16 protein-coding genes are annotated in these 21913 nt (G+C 70.1%); 8 read left to right on the top strand and 8 right to left on the bottom strand.

The window, feature by feature from the left end; translation table 11 throughout:
* Positions 1–91 precede the first annotated feature (91 nt).
* Complete coding sequence (locus tag OG933_RS03825) at positions 92–682, bottom strand: XRE family transcriptional regulator (protein WP_362521820.1); 591 nt, start codon at positions 680–682, stop codon at positions 92–94.
* An 82-nt stretch (positions 683–764) separates the two neighbouring features.
* On the bottom strand, positions 765–1610 hold the full coding sequence (locus OG933_RS03820) for an oxidoreductase (protein ID WP_405625347.1): 846 nt from the start codon (positions 1608–1610) through the stop codon (positions 765–767).
* Between the two features lie 106 nt (positions 1611–1716).
* Here OG933_RS03820 and OG933_RS03815 point away from each other — a divergent pair, with 106 nt between their 5' ends.
* A complete protein-coding gene (locus OG933_RS03815; RefSeq protein WP_405625346.1) occupies positions 1717–2652 on the top strand; it encodes a LysR family transcriptional regulator in 936 nt (311 codons plus the stop codon).
* Positions 2653–2717: 65 nt separating this feature from the next.
* Here OG933_RS03815 and OG933_RS03810 read toward each other — a convergent pair whose 3' ends face one another.
* The 3 genes from OG933_RS03810 to mmsA all read right to left on the bottom strand — a co-directional run bounded on the left by OG933_RS03810 (position 2718) and on the right by mmsA (position 6762).
* On the bottom strand, positions 2718–3827 hold the full coding sequence (locus OG933_RS03810; RefSeq protein ID WP_267021911.1) for a sugar-binding protein: 1110 nt from the start codon (positions 3825–3827) through the stop codon (positions 2718–2720).
* An 89-nt stretch (positions 3828–3916) separates the two neighbouring features.
* On the bottom strand, positions 3917–5215 hold the full coding sequence (gene mmsB / locus OG933_RS03805; RefSeq protein ID WP_020126635.1) for a multiple monosaccharide ABC transporter permease: 1299 nt from the start codon (positions 5213–5215) through the stop codon (positions 3917–3919).
* Positions 5212–6762 carry a multiple monosaccharide ABC transporter ATP-binding protein gene (gene mmsA, locus OG933_RS03800; protein ID WP_362521812.1) on the bottom strand — a complete coding sequence of 517 codons (1551 nt, stop codon included), beginning with the start codon at positions 6760–6762 and terminating at the stop codon, positions 5212–5214. The genes mmsB and mmsA overlap by 4 nt, the downstream gene beginning before the upstream one ends.
* A 208-nt stretch (positions 6763–6970) precedes the next feature.
* Between mmsA and OG933_RS03795 the strand changes: the two genes are divergently transcribed.
* The 3 genes from OG933_RS03795 (at position 6971) to OG933_RS03785 (ending at position 10326) form a co-directional block, all read left to right on the top strand.
* Entirely contained in the window at positions 6971–8239 is a 1269-nt protein-coding gene (locus OG933_RS03795) for an ROK family transcriptional regulator (protein ID WP_405625343.1), read from the top strand.
* Between the two features lie 52 nt (positions 8240–8291).
* Positions 8292–9050, top strand: coding sequence for an IclR family transcriptional regulator (locus OG933_RS03790; protein WP_267021914.1), 759 nt, complete (start codon positions 8292–8294; stop codon positions 9048–9050).
* A 118-nt stretch (positions 9051–9168) separates the two neighbouring features.
* On the top strand, positions 9169–10326 hold the full coding sequence (locus OG933_RS03785) for a PP2C family protein-serine/threonine phosphatase (protein WP_405625342.1): 1158 nt from the start codon (positions 9169–9171) through the stop codon (positions 10324–10326).
* Positions 10327–10373: 47 nt separating this feature from the next.
* Here OG933_RS03785 and OG933_RS03780 read toward each other — a convergent pair whose 3' ends face one another.
* The 3 genes from OG933_RS03780 to OG933_RS03770 form a co-directional block, all read right to left on the bottom strand.
* Complete coding sequence (locus OG933_RS03780) at positions 10374–11867, bottom strand: family 43 glycosylhydrolase (protein ID WP_405625340.1); 1494 nt, start codon at positions 11865–11867, stop codon at positions 10374–10376.
* Positions 11864–15115, bottom strand: a complete 3252-nt coding sequence (locus OG933_RS03775; RefSeq protein WP_405625339.1) for a discoidin domain-containing protein — start codon at positions 15113–15115, stop codon at positions 11864–11866. The genes OG933_RS03780 and OG933_RS03775 overlap by 4 nt, the downstream gene beginning before the upstream one ends.
* Positions 15116–15336: 221 nt before the next feature.
* Positions 15337–16365, bottom strand: a complete 1029-nt coding sequence (locus OG933_RS03770) for a LacI family DNA-binding transcriptional regulator (protein WP_020126628.1) — start codon at positions 16363–16365, stop codon at positions 15337–15339.
* Between the two features lie 217 nt (positions 16366–16582).
* Here OG933_RS03770 and OG933_RS03765 point away from each other — a divergent pair, with 217 nt between their 5' ends.
* The 4 genes from OG933_RS03765 (at position 16583) to OG933_RS03750 (ending at position 21863) form a co-directional block, all read left to right on the top strand.
* The gene (locus tag OG933_RS03765; RefSeq protein WP_405625338.1) at positions 16583–17899 is read left to right on the top strand and encodes an ABC transporter substrate-binding protein; all 1317 of its coding nucleotides are present in this window, start codon (positions 16583–16585) and stop codon (positions 17897–17899) included.
* A 125-nt stretch (positions 17900–18024) separates the two neighbouring features.
* Entirely contained in the window at positions 18025–18987 is a 963-nt protein-coding gene (locus OG933_RS03760; protein WP_362521801.1) for a sugar ABC transporter permease, read from the top strand.
* Between the two features lie 23 nt (positions 18988–19010).
* On the top strand, positions 19011–19832 hold the full coding sequence (locus OG933_RS03755) for a carbohydrate ABC transporter permease (RefSeq protein ID WP_054239106.1): 822 nt from the start codon (positions 19011–19013) through the stop codon (positions 19830–19832).
* A gap of 81 nt (positions 19833–19913) precedes the next feature.
* Entirely contained in the window at positions 19914–21863 is a 1950-nt protein-coding gene (locus tag OG933_RS03750; RefSeq protein WP_405625336.1) for a glycoside hydrolase family 127 protein, read from the top strand.
* Positions 21864–21913 lie beyond the last annotated feature (50 nt).

Raw genomic sequence — 21913 nt, 5'->3', positions numbered from 1 at the left:
CACGCTAAGCGGGCCGACGGCGGGAGGCGGCGCCCGTTGCGGAATGCGCAAGGCGATGGCCCGCTGGATTGCGTGACACGCAAAAAGGCGGTCACGCTGACGGGCGTTTCGCCTTTCCGGCTCCCTCGCCGCGCTGGTGGCCGCGGCGGGCGTCGCGGTCGAAGATGCCCAGGAGCTCGCACGGCCCGCCCTCGGCGCCGATGGCGTGCGGGAGCATCGTGGGGAACTCCGCCGCCTGGTTGGTCTCGATCCGGAAGCGCCGGTTGCCCAGCAGCAGAATCGCGGTGCCGGAGAGGACGACGAGCCATTCGCGGCCCGGGTGGGCGCGCATGCGCGAGGGGTTGTCGGGCGGCGGGTCCGTCATGCGCTGACGCACGACGGTCACGCCGGGCTCCGCCTTGACGAGCCAGCGCATCCCGTGGGCCGCGTCGACGATCGGGTTGGAGACGACGTCGTCCGCGGCGGTCTCGACCAGTTGGTCGAGGGAGGTCTCCAGGGCGCGGGCGAGGGTCACGAGCTGGTCCAGGGCCAGCCGGCGCCTGCCGTTCTCGATACGGCTGAGCGTGGACTGACTGACCTGGGCGCGGGCCGCCAGCTCCTCCAGGGACCAGCCCTGCGCCAGACGCAGCGCGCGGATGCGTTTGCGTACCAGGCTCTCCAGCTCACCGGATTCTTGCGTCATGGGCAATAGCGTATGCCTCCGCGGCAAGCAGAGCCGGACCGAACGGTGCGCCGCCGGGCCCGCAGATCACGCCGTCACGCCGTCACTCCGTGTCGAAGTCCGTCCCCCGGGAGACCTTCTCCCACGCGGTGAGCTCGGCCCGTACGGAGTCCAGGTGCCTGGTCAGGAAGTCGACCGCGTCACCGCCGAGGGCGAGGCGCAGGGGGGTGTTCCCGGCGTCCAGAGCCAGCCGGATCGCCGCCGCGGCCTTCGCCGGGTCGCCGGGCTGGTCGCCGTTGCCGCCCTCCACCAACTGCCGGGTCGCGCCGACCTTCTCCGCGTACGCCGGGTTCTCCTCGGAGAAGTACGCCGCACCCTTGCCGAACAGGTTGGTACGGAACGCGCCGGGCTCCACGATCAGCACCTTGATGCCGAACGGCGCCACCTCGTCGGCCAGGCCCTCCGACAGCTGCTCCAGCGCCGCCTTGGTCGCGCTGTACGCGGAGAACCCGGCGAAGGACAGCTGACCGCCGAAGCTGCTGATGTTCACGACCGATCCACTGCCCCGCTCCCTCATCTGCGGCAGCAGCGCCCGGGTCAGCCGCGCCGGGCCGAACACGTGCAGCTCGAACAGGTCGCGCAGCTCCTGGTCGGTGGTCTCCTCGAACGCCCCGACCTGGGTACGGCCGGCGTTGTTCACCACCACGTCCACCCTGCCGTAACGGGCCAGGACGTCGGCGGCCACCGCGTCGACGCGCTCGCCGTCGGTGACGTCCATGCTGATCGCCTCCGCGCGGTCCGGGTGCGCGGCGACCAGGTCGTCCAGCGCCTCGGTCCGGCGGGCCGTGCCGATCACCGTGTCACCCGCGGCGACCGCGGCCTGCGCGATGGCCCGCCCGAAACCGCTGCTCGCGCCGGTGACCAGCCAGACCTTGGCGTTCTCGCTCATCTTCGTCTCCCTCGTCGGTTGCCGTTCGGGGCTCCCCGTCCGACGCCTGCCATCCTTCGCCGGACATCGGGGCGGCGTCCAAGACCCCTTGTGATAGCCATGAGTCATGGACATCCACGGACGCGATCTGCGCTACTTCACCGCGGTGGCCGAGGAGTTGAGCTTCACCCGCGCCGCCGAGCGGCTGTTCGTCTCCCAGCCCGCGCTGAGCAAACAGATACGGATGCTGGAGAAGCAACTGGGCGTGGTCCTGTTCGAACGGGACCGGCGGACGGTGCGGTTGACCGCGGTGGGGGAGGCCCTGCTGCCGCACGCCCACGAGGTGCTGGCCGCCTGGCACGCCGCGGAGGCGGCGGTGCGGGAGGCGGAGACCGCCGAGCGGAGCACTCTGGTGATCGGCATGTCCACCAGCCCGGGCCGTGGCCTGCTGCCCGCCCTGCGCACCCGCCTCGTCTCCCGCTGTCCGCAGGCGCGGCCGGTCCTGCGTCAGGTCAACTGGGCCGATCCCAGTGCCGGGTTGGCGGACGGATCCAGCGACGTCGCCTTCGTCTGGCTGCCGTTGCCGGACGAGGACCGTTACCGGTATGCGGTGGTGGCCCGCGAGCCTCGCCTGGTAGCGCTGCCGGAGGGGCACCCCTTGGCGGCGCGGGCCGCGTCCGACCCCGAGGGACAGGTGGACTTCGCCGACCTGCTGGAGGAGCCTTTCCTCGCCCTTCCCGCGGAGGCCGGCCCGTTGCGCGACTACTGGCTCGCTCTCGACGCCAGGGATGGCCGCCCGCCGCGGATCGGCGGGGTGGTGGCCAGCGCCGAGGAGACCCATGAGGCGGTGTCCGGCGGTCAGGGGATCGCGCTGCTGGCCAGTGGGAACGCTCCGCTGGTCGTCCGGGACAAGGTGATCGCCGTGCCGGTCCGGGGCATCTCCCCGTCCCGGCTGGCGGTGGCCGCGGCCCGGGACGACAGACGGCCCCCGGTGCTCGCCTACCTGGCCGCCGCGAGCGAGGTCGGAGCCACCACCTGCTGCGGCCCGGTGTCTGGAGCATGACCGCCTTCGCCCGCCCCGGAGGGCCTTTCGGGGCGGGCGAAGGCGGTGGTCGGTACTACTCGGTACTACTTGGTGAGCGCTGCCAGCTTGGGGTCGTTGGCGTAGGCCTCGGCCGCGTTCTCCTTGGTCACGATGACCGGCGGCAGGAGGAAGGACGGGACGACCTTCTTGCCGTTGTCGTAGGACTTGGTGTCGTTGATGGTCGGCTTGTCGCCCTTCTGGAGGGCCTTGACCATGTTGACGGTCTCCGCGACGAGCTTGCGGGTGTCCTTGTTGATGGTCGAGTACTGCTCACCGGCCATGATCGACTTCACCGATTCGACCTCGGAGTCCTGGCCGGTGACGACCGGGACCGGCTTGCCGGCGCCCTTGACCGAGGTGAGGATCGCGCGGGCGAGGGTGTCGTTGGGGGACAGGACGCCGTCGAGGGTCTTCTTGCCGCCGTAGGCCGAGGTCAGCAGCGAGTCCATGCGCTGCTGGGCGTTCTCGGCCTTCCAGCCCTGGGTCGCGGTCTGCTTGATGTCGGTCTGCCCCGAGCCGACAACGATGTCGCCCTTGTCGATCAAGGGCTTCAGCACCTCCATCGCGCCGTCGAAGAAGACCTTGGAGTTGTTGTCGTCCGGCGAGCCGGAGAACAGCTCGATCGTCCAGGGACCCTTCGGCTTCTTCGCCTTCATGCCGTCGATCAGGGCCTGCCCCTGGAGCTGGCCGACCTTGAAGTTGTCGAAGGCGATGTAGTAGTCGACGTCGGGCGTGTTCGTGATGAGCCGGTCGTAGGCGATGACGGTGGCGCCCTCGTCCTTGGCCTGCTTCACCTGGGTCGCGAGCTGCGAGGCGTCGGTCGCGCCGATGACGATGACCTTCGCGCCCTTGGTGACCATGGAGGAGATCTGCGCCTGCTGGTCGGCGACGGTCGTCGAGGCGCCCGCGTACTGGACGTCGGCCTTGAAGCCGGAGTCCTTCAGGCCGTCGGTGAACAGGTCGCCGGCGAGCACCCAGTTCTCCGAGGTCTTGGCCGGCAGGGCGACGCCGATCAGCGAGTCCTTAGCGAAGCCCTTGCCGTCGGCGCTGTCGCTGCCGGTGGAGCCCTCGCGTTCGTTGGAGCAGGCCGTGCCCAGGGTGAGCAGGGCGGCGGCGCCGACGGCGGCGATGCTTCTGATGACGAGTGTGCGCATGGTGGAGTTGGCCCCTTCGTACGGTGTGCTGATTGCGGGAGTGCGGTGTGCCGTCGAGCGCGGCGGGGGAGGCGGTGCGGGCTCTGCGGTCAGCCCGCGATCCCGGCCTTGTCGACGTCGGAGTTCGGGGCCGCCGGTGGAGCCGGTGCCGCCGGGTCGTCCCGCCGGAACGGGCGTGTCAGTGCGCCGATGACCGAGAACCGTCCCTGGCTCTTGTTGTAGACGTCGAAGGCGACGGCGAGCAGGAGGACCAGGCCCTTGATGATCTGGACCATGTCGGATCCGACGCCCTCCAGTTGGAGGCCGTTGTTGAGCAGTGCCATGACCAGGCCGCCGACGATCGAGCCGCTGACGGTGCCCAGGCCGCCGGAGACCGCCGCTCCGCCGATGAACACGGCCGCGATGGCGTCCAGTTCCCAGCTCAGACCGTCCTGCGGTCCGGAGGCCGAGGAGCGGGCGACGAAGATCATGCCGGCCAGGGCGGCCAGCACCGACATGTTCATCATGACGAGGAAGTTGACCCGCTTGAGCTTCACACCGGACAGTTCCGCGGCGCGCGCGTTGCCGCCGACGGCGTAGATGTGCCGGCCGCCGATGGTGTTGCGGGTGTAGTGCGAGTACGCGAGGACCAGAACGATCAGGATGATGCCGGAGATCGGCAGGCTGGTACCGATCCGGCCGCCGGCGAAGCGGAGCGTCGCGAAGACGATCACGCCGAACATGACGGCCAGGCGGATGCCCGTGACCCACAGCGGTGCCAGGTCGGCCTTCATCTCGCGACGGGTCCGGCGCGCCTGCCACTCGCGCCACAGCACGCCCGCGCAGGCGGCCACGCCGAGGAGCAGCGTCAGGTTGTTGTACCCGGTGTCCGGCCCGACCTCGGGCAGGAAGCCCGCGCCGATCTTGCGGAAGCCCTCGGGCACCGGAACCGTGTCGGCGTTGCCGATGTACTGGTTGCCGCCGCGGAACAGGAGCATCCCGGCGAGGGTCACGATGAAGGCCGGCACGCCGATGTAGGCCACCCAGAAGCCCTGCCAGGCACCGATCGCGGCGCCCACGAGCAGGCCGAGCGCGATGCCCAGGGGCCACGGCAGGTCGTACTCCTGCATCGCCTTGGCGACGACGATGCCGGTGAACGCGGCGACCGAGCCGACCGACAGGTCGATGTGCCCGGCGACGATCACCATCAGCATCCCGATGGCCAGGATCAGGATGTAGGAGTACTGGCTGACGACCGCGATGAGGTTGCCCGACGTGAGCGTCAGGCCGTCGGTCCAGATCTGGAACAGCAGGACGATCGCCACCAGGGTGGAGATCATGCCGAACTGGCGGGCGTTGGAGGTCGTTCCTCCGAAGAGGTTCTTCTGAAGGTCGGTTATACGGCTCATGGAGTGGGGCTCTTCTTGGTAGCGGTCATCTGCTTCATCAGGAGTTCCGGATCGGCGTCGCCACGCGCCACATCGCCGGTGATGGTGCCCTCGAACACCGTGTAGATGCGGTCGCACAGGCCGATCAGCTCGGGCAGCTCGGAGGAGATGACGACGACCCCCTTGCCCTGGGCGACGAGCCGCTGGATGATCCCGTAGATCTCGAACTTGGCGCCCACGTCGATGCCGCGGGTCGGTTCGTCGAGGATCAGCAGGTCGGGGTCGGTGAACATCCACTTCGCCAGGACGACCTTCTGCTGGTTGCCGCCGGAGAGCTTGACGACACCCTCGTCGACGCTGGGGGTCTTGATCCGCAGGCTCTGGCGGTACTCCTCGGCGATCCGGTGCTCGCGCACCGGGTCGATGACGCGCCGCCGGGCGATCTTCGACAGCTTCGCGGCCACCATCGAGGTCTTGATGTCGTCCAGCAGGTTGAGGCCGATCGACTTGCGGTCCTCGCTGACGTAGGCCAGTCCGTGCCGGATGGCGTCCGACACGGTCTTCAGCCGGACTTCCTCGCCGTCCTTGAAGACCCGCCCCGACAGCCAGGTGCCGTAGGACCGGCCGAAGAGGCTCATCGCGAGTTCGGTGCGGCCCGCGCCCATGAGTCCCGCGAAGCCGACGATCTCCCCGCGGCGGACGTGGAACGTCGAGCCCTTGCACACCATCCGCTCGTCCGAACTGGGGTGGCGTACCGTCCAGTCGCGGACCTCGAAGAAGATCTCGCCGATGTCGGGCGTGCGGTCGGGGAATCGGCTGTCGAGCTCCCGGCCGACCATCCCCCGCACGATGCGGTCCTCGTTGACCCCGTCGGCCTGCACGTCGAGGCTCTCGATGGTGCGGCCGTCGCGCAGGATCGTGATGGTGTCGGCGACCGCCTCGATCTCGTTCAGCTTGTGCGAGATGATGATCGAGGTGATGCCCCGCTCGCGGAAGCCGCGCAGCAGGTCGAGCAGGTGCTGCGAGTCGTGCTCGTTGAGGGCCGCGGTCGGCTCGTCGAGGATCAGCAGCTTCACGTCCTTCGCGAACGCCTTGGCGATCTCGACGAGTTGCTGCTTGCCGACACCGATGTCCTTGATCAGGGTGTCGGGGTCCTCGCGGAGCCCCACCCGCGCCATCAGCTCCAGGGCGCGGCGTTGGGCCGTCTTCCAGTCGATCGCGCCGCGCCGGCGCGGTTCGTTCCCGAGGAAGAGGTTCTCGGTGATCGACATACCGGGCACCAGGGCCAGTTCCTGGTGGATGATCGCGATGCCGGCCTGTTCGCTGGCCCGGATGTCGTGGAACCGGACCTGCTCGCCGCGGTAGACGATGTCGCCGGTGTAGCTGCCGTGCGGGTGCACCCCGCTGAGCACCTTCATGAGGGTGGACTTGCCGGCGCCGTTCTCGCCGCAGATCGCGTGGATCTCGCCCTCCCGCACGACGAGGCTGACGTCGGCGAGCGCGGTCACGCCGGGGAAGGTCTTGGTGATCGACCGCATCTCCAGCAGGGTCGGGGCGGTGGGCGTCATGAGTGGTGCTCCCCACCGCCGGGAACGCCCATCGGCGCACCCGAGCCTTCGGGCCTGCGGCATTGCATGGACATCAACTTGCCTCCGATGGCACTGCCCTGTGCCTTCGTGTCCGAGATTTCGTCTGCCGGACACTAAATCCATTTGTTTTACTAAGTCAATGGGCTGCGAGGGATAGGTTGTAGGGGTAAACGAGAGAGGACCGTGCGTGCGGCAGGCAGGAACGAACCTTCCCAAGGTCGGGCGATACAACCGGGCCGTCGTCCTGGACCAGATCCAGCTCGCCGACGGCATCAGCCGGGTCGAGATCGCCCAGCACACGGGCCTCACCCCGCAGACGGTCTCGGGCATCGTGCGGCGTCTGCTCGACGAGGGCATCGTGCGGGAGGACGGCGCGAGCAGGGTGTCCAGCGGCGGGAAGCCCCGTACGACCCTGCGCATCAACGCCGACGCGGGCAGTGCGGTCGGCCTCCACTTCGATCCCGTGGAGCTCAGCTGCACCGTGGTCGACCTGCTCGGCCGGCCGCTGGTCGTCAAGAAGCGCCCCACGGACCCCGGCACCGACCCGGCCCAGGTCGTCAAGGACATGGCGGAACTGGTCGCCGACGTGCTGGCCGAGACGGGCGTCGACCGCGGCAAGGTCCTCGGCCTCGGCCTCGCCACTCCCGGGCCGATCGACCTCGAGGCGGGCACGATCGTCGGAGCGCCCCAGCTGGCCCGCTGGACGCGGGTCCCGGTGCAGCACATGCTGAGCGAGGCGACCGGCCTGCCGGTGACCCTCGACAACGACGCCACCGCCGCCGCGGTCGGCGAACGCTGGTCGGGCAAGGGGAAGGGGGTGGCGGACTTCGCCTACTTCTTCTTCGGCACCGGCGTCGGCGGCGGCCTCATCCTCAACCACCAGGTGTACCGGGGCGGTTCACTCAACGCGGGCGAGTTCGGGCACTCCTCGGTGCTGCCCGAAGGACCGGAGTGCTACTGCGGCAACCGGGGCTGCCTCGAGCGGCTCGTGAACCCCACGGCGATCGTCGCCGAGGTGCACCGCAGGCTCGCCGCGGAACCGCATCCGGACAGCGCGCTGGCGCGGGTGTTCGCCGAGCGTCCCGAGGCGGTCGACCACGCCGCCATCGGGGTGGCCGCGGCGGCCGGCGACCCGGTCGCGGCGGCGGTCATCGACGAGACCGCGGAACACGTCGCCTCGGTCGCGGTCGACATCGCGAACTTCATCGACGTGGACCTGATCGTCCTCGGCGGCCACGGCATCCAGCACGTCGAGTCGCGCTACGTCGAGGTCGTCGCCGCCGCGCTGGCCAGCCGGCCGTTGTCCCGGCACGTGCGGGTCGTCGACGTCGAGGCGTCCTGGCTCGGCACCGACGCGGCGGTGGTGGGCAGCGCGGCACTCGTCCTGCACGCCACGTACTCCCCGCAGCTGTCGGCCCTGCTGGGCACGGCCGCGGCCCCCGGCCAGATGCCCTAGCCGGGGCCCCGCGCGCCTTGCCCGAGCCGGGTGTCTGGCGCAGGCTGTTCCTATGGGTGCGCAGGACGGCCCCACGCTCATCACCTCCGTGCAGCGGGCCTTCCGCTTGCTGGAGGCGGCGAGCGCGCACGAGAACGGCGCGCCGGCGAAACAGCTGGCGCGCGAGACGGCGCTGCCCCTGGCCACCGCCTACCACCTGCTGCGGACCCTCGTGAACGACGGCTACCTGCGCAAACTCCCGGACGGCGGGTTCATCCTGGGGGACCGGCTCCAGACGCTGCACACGGCGGGCCGCGGGCAGGCGCTGCTGAGCAGGGTCCGGCCCGCCCTCGCCGCACTGCGGGACGAGCTCGCCACCGCCGCCTACCTCACCTTCTACGAGGAGGGCGAGATCCGCGTGGCCGAGATCGTCGACGGCCCCAGGGCGCCCCGCGTGGATTTGTGGGTCGGTTTCGAGGACGCGGGACACGCCACCGCGCTCGGCAAGTCGGTGCTGCGGGAACTGGACGAGGAGGCCCGCAAGGAGTACCTCTCCCGCCACCACCTCGCCGATCTCACGCCCAGGACCATCACCAGCGCCCCCGAGCTGCTCCGGCAACTGGACTCCTCGCCCGTGGCCCCGGCCGTCACGGACCTGGAGGAGTACGCCCTCGGCACGGTCTGTGTCGCGGTGCCCGTCTACAGCGGCGACACCCTCGGCTCGCTCGGCGTCTCGCTGCCGGTCGACCGGCTGTCCCGGCTCGAACAGGTGCGGGCCCGGCTGCTTCCGACCGCGAGCCGCGTGACCAGGGGTCTTTCCCTCACCAGGTGATCGTTCACTATCTGAAAATCTGATCCTTGTGAGGAGTCGGGTCGAACCCGTTTCCTAGATGAAACGGACATTTCCGAAGTTCCCCGGCGCACACACAGACGAGGATTGCGGACGAAGCATGGGTCATGAGCGCAACCACGGCGGCGATCACTGCCCGACACGGCTGTTGAATTCGTTCAGACACCGGGTGGCAGGGCCCCTGCTGCCGGTCCTGGTCCTCCTGGTCATCATGCTCGTCGGCCTCTTCGGTGACGCGGGGATGATCTGGCTGCCCATGCTGTCGGCAGGGCCCGCGCTGGCCGCCACGACCAACGGCCCGCGCGGTGTCCTCTGCGTCGGCCTGCTCGCCGCGGTGGTCGGCGCGACGCTCGGCGCCCGGGTCGGTGCTCCCGGCCGCGAGGTGGCCGCCGTACTGGCCGCACTGGTGGCCGTCACCCTGGCGAGTGGCCTGGCCAGCGCGCTGCGCCGGCGCCGTGAGCGGGTGCTCGCGGACGTCCGGTCGGTCGCGGAGGCAGCCCAGCACGCGCTGCTCAGGCCGGTACCGGCGACCGTCGGTCCGTTCGAGGTCGCCGTCCGTTACAGTGCCGCGGCCGCGGAGGCCCGGATCGGCGGCGATCTCTACGCGCTGGTGCCCACCCCGTACGGCGTACGGCTGATCGTCGGAGATGTGCGGGGCAAGGGACTCCCCGCCGTGGGGACCGCCGCACTCGTCCTCGGTGTCTTTAGGGAGGCCGCCTACGACGAACCCGATCTCCTCGCCGTCGTCGACAGGATCGAGCGGAGCCTCGCGCGCAACCTCGGTACCGACGACTTCGTCACCGCCGTGGTCGCCGGATACCCGCGATCCGGCGAGCTGGAGATGGTGAACTGCGGACACGCGCCACCGCTGCTGGTCGGCGCCCGCCGGAGCGTCGTGGCGGTGGAGCCCACGCAGCCCGCCCCGCCCCTCGGGCTGCGCGCCCTGACCGACCAGACCCCGAGCCTGCAGGTGCTTCCCTTCGCCGACGGTGACCAACTGCTGCTCTACACGGACGGGGTCATCGAGGCCCGGGACCGCGACCGGGAGTTCTACCCGCTCGTCGAGGGCCTCGAGCACCACCTCTGCGACGATCCGGCGCGCACGGTCGGCGCGATCCACGACGAACTGCTGGAGCACGTAGGCGGACGACTGCACGACGACGCGGCGCTGCTGCTGATCCGCAAGCCGGCCGTCGCCGCCACCTCGATCCCCCAACCGGCCCTTCCGGACCAGCTGTTGGGGGACCAGGCGGCGTGAATGCCGTGACGCTTCCCGCCCACTGCGCCGATGGATGACGGGGCCGGCTACTCGCCCGAGGGGGCGGTGAGTGTGACGCCGAGAGCCACCGGGGTGCCGAAGTTCGGCGTGCCGTCGGTGTTCCAGGTGAACTTCTGCGCCCTGGTCGTCCGGTTCATGTCGCAGCCGCCGCCCGTGGAGTTGTTGGCGTGGTAGACGATCCAGTCCTCGGTCCCGTCGGGCGACCTGAAGAAGCCGTTGTGGCCGGGGCCGTAGACGCCGCTTGCGTTGGACCGCTGGAAGACCGGGTTCGGTGACTTGACCCACGACGAGGAGCTGAGCGGGTCACCGCCGTTGTAGGTGAGCATCCCGAGCTTGTAGTCGGGCGTGGAGCAGTGGCTGGCGGAGTAGACGATGTACGTCCTGCCGTCCCGCTGGAGCACCTCGGCGCCCTCGTTGACCGCGCCGCCCACCGTCTCCCAGCCGTAGGTCGGCGTGGACAGCACTCGGCGGGTGCCGCTCGCGGTCCACGGGTTCGACAGCGGCCGGATGAACATCGGCTGCGAGCCGTTGTAGAAGGTGCCCAACAGGTAGAGCTGACCGTTGAGCTGCAGGATCCCCGGATCCAGTTCCCAGGTGTTGTCCTGGGTCGGGTCGAGCAGGTCGGCCTTGAAGCTGTACGGGCCCATCGGGTCCAGGCCCGCGCTCTCGAGCACGTGGATGCGCTGGGTGCCGAGGTCGTAGGGCTCACGGCCGGCCGTGTAGTAGAAGTACCACCGCTTGCCGTTCGGGCCGTCGAGCAGATGGAACTCCGGCGCCCACATCGTGCCCGCCCCGTTGGGCCGGGTGAGGTTGAAGATCACCTGGTCGGTGGCGGTGGCGAGCCCGGCCAGGGTGCCGGCCCTGCGCATGGTGACCGTCGAGTTCCAGGTGGTCGTGGCGAGGTAGTAGGAGCCGTCGTAGTACGTGAGCCAGGGGTCGGGGCCGTGCTGGGACAGGGGGTTGGTGAACGTGTGCGGACCGGTGCCGCCGCCGGTGGAGCCGGGCAGCCGCCACACCCTGCCGTTCGCGGCGGCGCACGGCAGCTGCACCAGAACGGTGCCGGACGCCGAGGACCCGCCGCTGGGCGTGACGCACTTGCCCGAGCTCACGGAGACCAGGTTGAAGGTCTTGTCGGTGCCGCCGACCGACACCGCGACGAGCCGCCACTGCTGGTTCGTCCCGCCGTGGCAGGGCCACTGGATGATCGCCGCGTTGTCCGCCGTGGACGCCCCGTGGACGTCGACGCACTGGCCGGACCGGGTGGTGATCGTGTACGTGTCGCTCGTCCCGGAGACCAGGGTGTGGGCGAAGTTCTGGTTCGCTCCGGAGTCGCAGGCGAAGGCGCGCAGTTGTGTCCCGTTGGTCGTCGAACTGCCCGGTAGATCGAGGCAGTTGCCGCCGTTCTGGTTCACCCCCGTCGAGGTGAACGCGACGGCGGCGGAGGCGGGCGGCGCCACGAGGAGGGCGACCGCCAGGGTCAGCAGGGCGATGAGCGCGGCCAGGCATCTGGAACGGGTCACGGTCCGTACACCTTTGCTTCGAGGAGGCCGACGGAGTTGGTGCCGTTGCCGGTGAGCAGCACCCGCAGCCGGGTGGTGCTCGTGGCGGTGAAGGCGACGGTGTTGTACTGGTTCTTGGCCAGCGGGTAGCCGCCGGTTCCGGGCAGGTCGACGTAGGCGCTGCCGTTCCAGTACTGGAGCTTCCACGCGGCCGGCATGTCGATGCCCTGGTCGTCGTCGAAGAAGTACACCTCGGCCCTGTTCAAAGTCCTGGCCGACGGCCAGGTCAGTTCCGCCCACTGCTGGCCGGTCTCCGGCCAGGTCCCCCAGCGCGGGTTCGCCGTGTCGTTGGACGACGGCGGGTCGATGCCGTCGTTGACGGCGGTGACGGCCTCCCAGGGGGAGGTGTACGACGCGGACGGTGTCGCGGACGTCGCCAGGTTGGCCGGTGGCTGCACACCGCCCCGGTTGTACACCTTGACCTCGGTGAGTCCCGTCTTGGCGCCGGAGGCGTTGGTGGCCAGGACCCGTACGCGTTGGGCGGTGATCGCCGGGAACCGTACGAGGTTGTAGTTGGCGCGTGGCACCGCCGGGCTCCTGGTCTGGCCGGGCGCGTTCACCCATGAACTGCCGTCGTAGTACTGGACGGTGTACGCGGACGGCGCCCGGTAGGTCGTACTGGCCGGGCGGCTGTCCTTGAAGTACAGGCGCAACTCGTCGAGCGTGCGGGCGGTGCCGAAGTTCAGCTCGTACCAGTCCTGGCTGTTGGCGGACCCGCCGGCGCCCCAGAAGGGCTCGTTGGTGGGGTAGCCGTCGATCGCGCCGGCGGTGCTGCTGCCGGATCCGGTGGCGGAGGCGGACACGGTCGCCCCGGCGGCGAGGTTGGTGAGGTCGGCGGTCAGGTCGACGCCCGCCTTGGCAAGCATGTCGACCATCCGGGGGCTGTTCTGCACGACCTGGTTCGGGGCCTGGAGTCCGGCGACGGCCGTGTGGTGGGTGACCGTGCCGCTCGTGGTCACGTTTCCGGTGGCGGGGTCCCAGGTGAAGGGCACCAGCGAACCGACCGTCGCGGCCCGGCTGCCGTTGATGAAGATCGAGTAGCCCTCCGGGACGCCGGGGTAGCGCACCACGCCGTCGGCCGGGTCGTCCCAGACGACGGTCAGGTCGGCGCCCCGGTAACGGAGGTTGTTGACGGTGAAGTGGCTCCAGCCGATGTCGATCGGGGACAGCTCGACCTTCGCGTCGTTGCGCGGCCGCAGCCCGGCGACGTCCTCGATCACCGTCCAGTTGCTGCTGCCCAGGATGTTGTGGTGGATCCAGGACCGGTAGTCGATCCCGGTGCCGTTCCAGTCGGCCCAGAACTCGTTCGCGTCCGGCCACTGGGTGTTGCCGCCGATGTACTGCGCCCAGGTGTTCCAGTAGAGCAGCTTCTTGTAGTCGGTCGCGTTCATCCACGAGTTGGGGTAGTTGCGCAGCACGGAGGAGTAGAGCCGGAACTGCACGGTCGAGTTGATGGTGGAGAAGTTGTTGGAGCCGGGGTTCCCGGCGTCGGCCGCCGCCTTCTTGTCCACCTGGTTGGCCGTGTAGAAGGGGAAGACGGGGTACTGGGCCGGGTCGTCGTACAGGCGCAGGGCCTGCTTGTACGTCGCGGTGTCGGGGACCGCTCCGACCGCGAACGGGTAGTAGTTGTTGATCTCCTTCCAGGGCACCCACTCGTTCGTCGACTTGAGCCGGTGCTCGAACAGTTGCCGGTTCGGGTTCCACAGGACGTTGACGATGGCGTCCTTGATCTGTGTCGCGAGGGTGCGCATCTCGGTGGCCTTGGACGTGTTGCCGACCGCCTCGTAGGCCTGGGCGGCGGCGAGCGCGCCGCTGTACTGGTAGGCGGACTCGGCGCGGTCCATGTTCCCGGGCTTCCAGTGGAAGGAGACGGCGTCGGCGTCGTTGCCCGTCAGAGCGCCCCAGTCGTACTCGATGAGCTTGTTGTTGTCGTGGTCGTAGTAGGAGAGCTGTCCCTTGACGTCTCCCTCCGCGTAGCGCGCGAGGTTGCCGGCGATCGCCGGTTGCCCGCCGTGGATCTGGTAGCTCTTCCAGGCCGCCTCGGCGATGTACTGGGTGTAGCTGTTGGACCAGTTCTCCGGGTCACCGGGGTTGTCCAGGAAGCGGCCGCCCTTGGAGGTCTGGCCGGCGCTGAGCCAGTCCCCGTAGGCGTAGGCCGGGTTGCGCAGGTACTTGAGGTCGTCGATGTGCATGGGCTGGGTGAGCGCGATCGCGTTGTTGTAGCCCAGGACGCCTTCGGTCGAGGTCGGGAACTGGAAGGTCTGCCCGGGGATGTCGGCGTCGAGGTTGTTGAAGCGCATCAGCCACCAGCGGTAGTAGACGTTCTTCTTGATCGCGGGCTCGGGCACGTCGATGTAGGGCACGTTCTGCGCCCACCACAGGTTGTACGCCTTGACGTGGGTGGCGAAGGCGGTGGTGTCGGAGTAGCCGGCGTAGGCGTTGTACTCGGTGAGCGACTCGGGGATCTCGTCGGTGACGAAGCCCATCACCACCTTCGCGGTCACCGTGGCTCCGGCACCGACGGTCACGGACCGGTTCAGGCCGCCGCTGGACACGCTGAATCCGTCGCCGGTGAGTCTCGGCCGGATGGTGGTGAGGTTGTTGTAGGCGTTCACCTGCCCGGTCAGCTCGCTGCCGGTACCCGTGGTGGCGATCGGCGAAGTCGCCCGTAACTGGAGGGTGGTGGAGCCGGTGCCGTTGTTCCTGATCGACAGGTTGGTCACGGCGACGTTGTTCTCGGTGATGAACTTGGTCTGGGTGACGGTGATCGAGCCGTTGGTGTGCACGCTCTTCCAGTGGCTGGGCACCTGCCGGCGCTGGGCGACCTGTTCGGTGAAGGTTCCCGGGCTGATCGCGACGGTGTAGGCGTTGTTGTCGTTGACGCTCTCCCAGTAGGCGACATGACCGCCGAAGCCCAGGACCGCGGGGTTGTGGGTCTTCATGAAGACCGCCCGGCCCCGGCTCATCAGCCAGGGCCCGGCCGGGTCGTCGCCGGTGCGGGCCAGCAGACGGTCCATCCAGAAATCGGTTCCCGAACTTTCCGCGTCGTAGATGCTCCGCATCATGTCGCCCGGTGTGTAGGCGACGGGCGGAGCCGGGATCGCGGGGCCGCTGAAGGAGGGGAACCCGATCGTCTGCGCGGCGGCGGCCGGGGTCACGGAACAGACGGAACAGAGGATGAGCACGAGTGCGACGAGCAGGCGCTTCATGAGGTGCTCCCTGTCAGGGTGACGGCGAGCGGGCAATGGCATGTGCCTGACATGCGAAACGGAAACTGACCTAAAAGGTTTTCGCAACGTAGGAGCGACCTGATGAAGTGTCAAGAGAGGGCGGTGCGGACCGGATCGGACCGGGAAGGCAGGCCAGGAGGTTCAGGAGGTTAAGGAGGTCGGGGCAGCGGGAGGCCCGGGAGTCCGGGGCGGCGGGAGGTTCAGGACAGGGGCGCCGTCGACCCCCTGATCACCACGCGGCAGCGCACGGTCTCCACACCCGAGCGCCGCACCCCGCCGATCGCGCCGAACAGGGCGTGCGCCGCCGCGCGGCCGACCTGCTCCAGATTCATGTCGACGCTGGTCAGCGGCGGCCGCGAGGCGGCGGTCAGAACCTGCCAGTTGTCGAAGCCCATGACCGCCACGTCCTCCGGAACCCGGTGGCCCCGCTCGCGCAGGACGTCCATGACGCCACGGGCGATCTGGTCGCTGCCGCACAGCACGGCGTCGAGATCCGGATGCCGGTCGAGCAGCAGCGCGGTGGCCGCCCGCCCCCAGCCCTCCGACCACGCCCCGAACCGCGGTTCGCCGACCGGGGCGAGACCGGCGTCCGCCAGCGCGGCCCGGGCGCCCTCGGCCCGCTCCTGCGCCGCGAGGTACCCGGGGTCGCCGGTGATGTGCGCGATCCGGGTGCGGCCGCAGGCCAGCAGGTGCTCGACCGCGATCCGGCCGGCGTCGACGCTGTCGGGCACGATGGACAGATCGGCCGGATCGTCCGACGGCGCGTAGGCGTAGACGACGGGCACGGGCAGCTCACGCCCCAGGGAGGGCCGGGGGTCGGTCCGGCTGCCCACCACGATGAGACCGTCGACGCGGCGCCCCAGCAGTGCGCGGACATGGTGCTGCTCGCGGATCGCGTCGCCGCGGGCGTCGCACAGGAACACCGCGACCTCGCCGGCCCCGAAGGCGTCCTCGGCACCCATCAGGATCGGGATGCTGAACCGGCCCTCCAGGTCGCTGGTCAGCAGTCCGACCGTGCCCGACCGTCCGACGAGCAGCCCGCGGGCCAGTTGGTTCGGCCGGAAGGCCAGTCGTTCGGCCGCTTCGATCACCCGCTGCCGTGTCTCCGCGCGCACCTGGGTGCGGCCGTTGAGGGCCTTGGACGCGGTGGCGATGGACACTCCGGCCAGCCGGGCGACATCGCTGAGCGTGGCGGGCTGCGAACGAGAGGGGCCGACGGCCGGTGTCATGGAGGTTCTCCTGTCTCGCGGCGCGTGCGTAAACCGTACGCGAGATGTTTCGGCCGGGGTGCCCGCAGGAGGCTTTCACAGTTTTCGGCGCCTCCCGGTGCGGTGGCCCGTACAACCGTTGCCTGCAAGGGGATTGACGGGTCGTGAGCCGGGTTCTACTTTTCAGAAAGCCTTTTCGGTTTCTTTCCGTCGCAGAACCCATCCAAGGGGGATCGTCATGGGGAGCACGACCGGACCACGTGGACCCGTCCGCCGGCTCACCACCGGCGCCGTCGCGCTCCTCGCCGCGGCGAGCCTGCTCACGGCCTGCGGGTCGGGGAACGGCGACTCGGACGGCGGGGGAGGGGGCGGGGCAGCGGACGCCAAGGGCGTCGACGACGGCACCACACTGACGATGTGGACGCGCGCGGCCACCCGCCCGCAGAGCGAGGCGCTGGTCGAGGCGTACAACGCGGCCCACAAGAACAAGATCAAGCTCACCGTCGTCCCCACCGACGACTACCAGGCCAAGGTCGGCGCGGCGGCCGGCTCCCGGGACCTCCCCGACCTCTTCGCCTCCGACGTGGTGTTCGTGCCGAACTACACCACCAGCGGCCTCTTCGCCGACCTCACCGAGCGCGTCGACGCCCTGCCCTTCGCCGCCGACCTGGCCCAGTCACACATCAAGGCGGGCACCTACGAGGGCAAGAAGTACGTCGTCCCGCACACCCTCGACCTGTCGGTGCTCTTCTACAACAAGGATCTCTACCGCAAGGCGAAGCTAGACCCCGCCGAACCGCCCACCACGCTGAGCGAGTGGGACCGGCAGGCACGGGCCGTGGACGCGCTGGGCGGCGGCGTCGACGGCACCTTCTTCGGCGGCAACTGCGGTGGCTGCGGCGTCTTCACCTGGTGGCCGTCCATCTGGGCCGGGGGAGAGGAGGTCCTGAACAAGGAAGGAACCGAGGCGAACCTCGACTCCGCCACCGCGAAGAAGGTCTACGACACCTACCGGGGCTGGGTGAAGGACGACATCGTGGCCCCCGGCGCACGCGACGAGACCGGCACCACCTGGACCGGCGTCTTCCCGAAGGGAAAGGTCGGCGTCATGCCCATGCCGTCGACCACGCTGGGTCTGATGCCCAAGAACCTGGACCTCGGTGTCGCACCCATCCCCGGACCCGACGGCGGCAGCTCCACCTTCGTCGGCGGTGACGCCATCGGCATCTCCGCCACCAGCGGGTCGGCCGACCAGGCCTGGAACTTCCTCGCCTGGTCACTGGGCGACGAAGCCCAGGTCGACGTCGTCGCCGCACACAAGGACGTCGTGGCCCGCACCGACCTCGCCTCCAACAAGTACTCCGCCGCGGACCCGCGCCTCGTCGCCATCAACAAGCTCGTGGCGAACGGCCGCACCCCGTACGCCCTGAAGTTCGGCCAGACCTTCAACGACCCCAACGGGCCCTGGCTGTCCCTGATGCGTGACGCCGTCTTCGGCGACGGAACGTCCGTCGACAAGGACAACGAGGCGGTCACCGCCTCACTGGCCGACTGACCGGCACGCACCGCACCCACCGCACGCACCGCACGCACCGGATGCACCACCGGACGCACCGGATGCACCACCGGACGCACGGACCCCGGCACGACCCCTCCCACGTCACCCGGCAGAGGAGAGCCATGCAGGTCAAGGCGCCCGACCGAGCGACCACCGCGGACCGGCCCGTGGTGCGTCGCCCGGCCCGCCGACCCCGTACCGCCGCGCCCCGCCGGCACTCCCGCACGATCCAGGGCCTCGGCTACGCGGCCCCCACGGCCGTGTTCGTCACCGTCTTCTTCCTGCTGCCCCTCCTCCTCGTCGGCCGGATGTCGCTCAGCGACTGGCCGCTGCTCGCCGGAGACCGGGGCGGCAACGCCCCGGAGAACTACACCGACGTCACCGACAGCCCCCTGTTCTGGCCGGCCGTGCGCTTCACCCTCCTCTACACGGGGATCGTCACGGTCGTCCTGCTCGGCCTGGCGCTGCTCCTCGCCCTGCTGGTGCAGGAGTCCCGCCCCGGCGCCGGCTTCTTCCGTACGGTGTACTTCCTGCCCGGCGCCCTCGGACTCGCCTCGGCCTCGCTGCTCTTCTGGGGCCTCTACAGCCCCACCACCGGGCCGCTCAGCCGCTTCCTGGAGCGGCTCGGCCTCGTCGACGACCCGGTCTCCTTCCTCGGCACGCCGACCTCGGCCCTTCTGTCGACGGTGTTCCTCGTCGTCTGGAAGTTCGCCGGTTTCTACATGCTGATCCTGCTCGTCGGACTCCAGCGCATCCCCCACGAGGTGTACGAGGCGGCCCGGATGGACGGCGCGAGCCGCGGCCAGGTCTTCCGTTCCATCACGCTGCCGCTGCTGCGTCCCTCGCTCGCCCTCTCCCTGCTGCTCTGCGTCACCGGATCACTGCTCGCCTTCGACCAGTTCTTCGTCCTCACCAAGGGCGGACCCGACAACAGCACCGTCACCGTCGTGCAGTTGATCTACCGCGAGGCGTTCCAGCGGCTGAACCTCGGCACCGCCGCGGCCCTGTCGATCGTCGTACTGGCCGCGCTGCTCCTGCTCAACGCCCTGCAGTTCCGCGGTCTTCGCCGCGCCGACGAGTCATGACCCGCTCGAGACAGGAGACTTCGGTGCTCACCAGAGCCCTCGGCCGGACGCCCTACTACGTCGTCGCCGCAGGACTGGCCGTCATCTTCCTCTTCCCGCTGCTGTGGAACGCCTGGGCCTCGGTCGACGGGCAGCCCGGCACCGCGCAGGAGACCGGCTACGGCCTCGGCAACTACCGCACGCTGCTCGACTACGACGCCGGCCTGTGGCGGTACCTCGGCAACAGCACCATCGTCTCCGCGCTCACCGTCGCGCTGACCCTCGGCGTCTCCCTGCTCGGCGGCTACGCCTTCGCCCGCTTCGACTTCCCGGGCAAGAACCTGCTGTTCCTGCTGACCCTGGCCATCCTCATGGTCCCGTACGCCACGCTCCTCATCCCGCTCTACGTGCTGCTCGGCAGGCTCCACCTCCAGAACTCGCTGCTCGGGCTGAGCCTGGTGCTGGCCATGTTCCAACTGCCGTTCGCCACCTTCATGATGCGGATCTCCTTCGAGGCGGTGCCGCGCGAACTGGAGGAGTCGGCACTGGTCGACGGCTGCGGAACCGCGGGCGCGCTGCGCCGGGTGCTCCTTCCCGCGGTGCGGCCGGGGCTGATCACGGTGGGGCTGTTCGCCTTCCTCGCGGCCTGGAACGACTTCATCGCACCGCTGATCCTCATCTCGGACAGCGAGAAGGCGCCGCTGCCGCTGGCCGTCGCGAACCTGCGCCAGCAGAGCATGGGCGCCGTCGACTACGGCGCCACCGAAGCCGGGGTGGTGGTGCTCGCCGTGCCCTGCCTGCTCCTCTTCCTGCTGCTGCAACGGCACTACGTACGGGGCTTCATGTCGGGCGCGCTCAAGGGCTGAAGCGCTGCCCGACCCGCGCGATCACCTGACGGACCCACCGAAGGGACGAACCGAAGGCATGAACTGGTGAGGGAGAACACGGTGCGCTCATCCTTTGTGCCGGTGGCGCCGAGCCGGGGACGGCTGCGGCCGCTCGGCCTCGACGAGGTCCGGATCACCGGGGGCTTCTGGGCCCGACGCCGGCAGACCAACGCGACCGCCACACTCGACCACTGCCGGGACTGGATGGAACGCGTCGGCTGGATCGGCAACTTCCGGGCCGCCGTGGAGGGCCGGATCCACCGGGACCGGCGGGGCCGGGAGTTCGCCGACTCCGACGTCTACAAACTGCTCGAAGCCATGGCCTGGCAGGCCGGACAGTCTCCCGGCGGCTCGCTCGACACGCGGATCGCCGCGCTCACCGAGGCCATCGCCCCCGCCCAGGAACCGGACGGCTACCTCAACACCGCCTTCGGCCGCCCCGGTCAGCAGCCCCGCTACAGCGACCTCGAATGGGGCCATGAGCTGTACTGCTACGGGCACCTGATCCAGGCGGGCGTCGCCCAGACCCGGGCCCGCGGCGAGGGCGAGCTGGCGAAGATCGCCCGGCGGGCCGCCGACCACGTGTGCGCCACCTTCGGCCCGGGCGGCAGGGAAGGCGTCTGCGGGCACCCGGAGATCGAGACGGCCCTGGTCGAACTGGCCAGGGCGACGGGGGAGCAGCGCTACCTCGACCAGGCCGCGCTCTTCGTCGAGCGCCGCGGGCACGGCACCCTCGCCGACCCCGAGTTCGGCCGCGTCTACTACCAGGACGACCTGCCCGTCCGACAGGCCACGGCGCTGCGCGGCCACGCCGTCCGCGCCCTCTACCTCGCGGCCGGCGCCGTCGACGTGGCGGTGGAGACCGGGGACGACGCCCTGCTCGACGCGGTCGTACGGCAGTGGGAGACGGGGGTGGCCCGGCGCACCTACCTGACCGGCGGCATGGGCTCGCACCACCGGGACGAGTCCTTCGGCGACGACTTCGTGCTGCCGCCGGACCGCGCCTACTCGGAGACCTGCGCCGGGGTGGCCTCCGTGATGCTCAGCTGGCGGCTGCTCCTCGCCACCGGCGAGCCGCGCTACGCCGACCTTGCGGAGCGGACCCTGTTCAACGTGGTCGCGACCTCCCCGTCCGAGGACGGCCGCGCCTTCTTCTACGCCAACACCCTGCACCGGCGCCGCCGCGGCACCGTACCGTCGCCGGACGCCGACAGCCCACGTGCCGAATCGAGCCTGCGCGCCCCCTGGTTCGCCGTGTCCTGCTGCCCGACCAACGTGTCCCGGACCCTGGCACTGCTGCCCGGCTACCTGGCGACGGCGGACGACCACGGCATCCAACTGCACCAGTACGCCGACGCCGAGATCGCCACCTCCCTCGCGGCCGGCCACGGCGTCGCGCTGCGCGTCCGTACCGACTACCCCACCGGCGGGAACGTGAGCGTGCGCGTCGACCGGTCGCCGGACCACCCCTGGACGCTGTCGCTGCGCGTCCCCGCGTGGACGCAGGGTGCCCCCGCCCGGCTGGTCGGCCCGGACGGCACGCGCCGAGCCGTGGCACCCGGCACGGCCACGGTCACCCGGCTGTTCCGGCCGGGCGACGAGGTACGGCTCGAACTGCCCGTGATCCCGCGCTGGATCACGCCCGACCCGCGCATCGACGCGGTGCGCGGCACCGCCGCCGTCCAGCGCGGTCCGCTGGTGTACTGCGCCGAGTCCGTGGACCTGCCGGACGGGCACGAGGTCGACGCCGTACGCGTGGATCCGTCCGCCGCGCCGCAGGACGGGCCGGACGACACGGTCCTGGCGCCCGGTGAACTCGTCGCCCCGCACGACGAGCCGCACGACGCCACCTGGCCCTACCAGCCGCTCGGCCAGACCCCTGCCCCCGCTGCCGAGCGCGCGGGCATCGTCCTGGTGCCCTACCACTCCTGGGCGCGCCGAGGGCCCTCGACGATGCGCGTATGGCTGCCGACCACGACGGAGCCGCCGACCGCGCCCCCCGGGGAGTAGTCGTGCACCGGTGGGCGACCGGCAGTGCGCGCGTACAGCGAGCGACGCCC

This window comes from Streptomyces sp. NBC_00016 (assembly GCF_045040885.1).
Classification (GTDB): domain Bacteria; phylum Actinomycetota; class Actinomycetes; order Streptomycetales; family Streptomycetaceae; genus Streptomyces; species Streptomyces coriariae.
This window is presented reverse-complemented; position numbering and strand designations above follow the sequence as displayed.

Excerpts from the sequence above, each read along its gene's own strand:
- OG933_RS03775 (WP_405625339.1), bottom strand. The coding sequence starts at position 15,115 with ATGAAGCGCCTGCTCGTCGCACTCGTGCTCATCCTCTGTTCCGTCTGT.
- OG933_RS03810 (WP_267021911.1), bottom strand. The coding sequence starts at position 3,827 with ATGCGCACACTCGTCATCAGAAGCATCGCCGCCGTCGGCGCCGCCGCC.
- OG933_RS03815 (WP_405625346.1), top strand. The coding sequence starts at position 1,717 with ATGGACATCCACGGACGCGATCTGCGCTACTTCACCGCGGTGGCCGAG.
- OG933_RS03765 (WP_405625338.1), top strand. The coding sequence starts at position 16,583 with ATGGGGAGCACGACCGGACCACGTGGACCCGTCCGCCGGCTCACCACC.
- OG933_RS03790 (WP_267021914.1), top strand. The coding sequence starts at position 8,292 with ATGGGTGCGCAGGACGGCCCCACGCTCATCACCTCCGTGCAGCGGGCC.
- mmsA (WP_362521812.1), bottom strand. The coding sequence starts at position 6,762 with ATGACGCCCACCGCCCCGACCCTGCTGGAGATGCGGTCGATCACCAAG.
- OG933_RS03760 (WP_362521801.1), top strand. The coding sequence starts at position 18,025 with ATGCAGGTCAAGGCGCCCGACCGAGCGACCACCGCGGACCGGCCCGTG.
- OG933_RS03785 (WP_405625342.1), top strand. The coding sequence starts at position 9,169 with ATGGGTCATGAGCGCAACCACGGCGGCGATCACTGCCCGACACGGCTG.
- mmsB (WP_020126635.1), bottom strand. The coding sequence starts at position 5,215 with ATGAGCCGTATAACCGACCTTCAGAAGAACCTCTTCGGAGGAACGACC.
- OG933_RS03820 (WP_405625347.1), bottom strand. The coding sequence starts at position 1,610 with ATGAGCGAGAACGCCAAGGTCTGGCTGGTCACCGGCGCGAGCAGCGGT.
- OG933_RS03770 (WP_020126628.1), bottom strand. The coding sequence starts at position 16,365 with ATGACACCGGCCGTCGGCCCCTCTCGTTCGCAGCCCGCCACGCTCAGC.
- OG933_RS03825 (WP_362521820.1), bottom strand. The coding sequence starts at position 682 with ATGACGCAAGAATCCGGTGAGCTGGAGAGCCTGGTACGCAAACGCATC.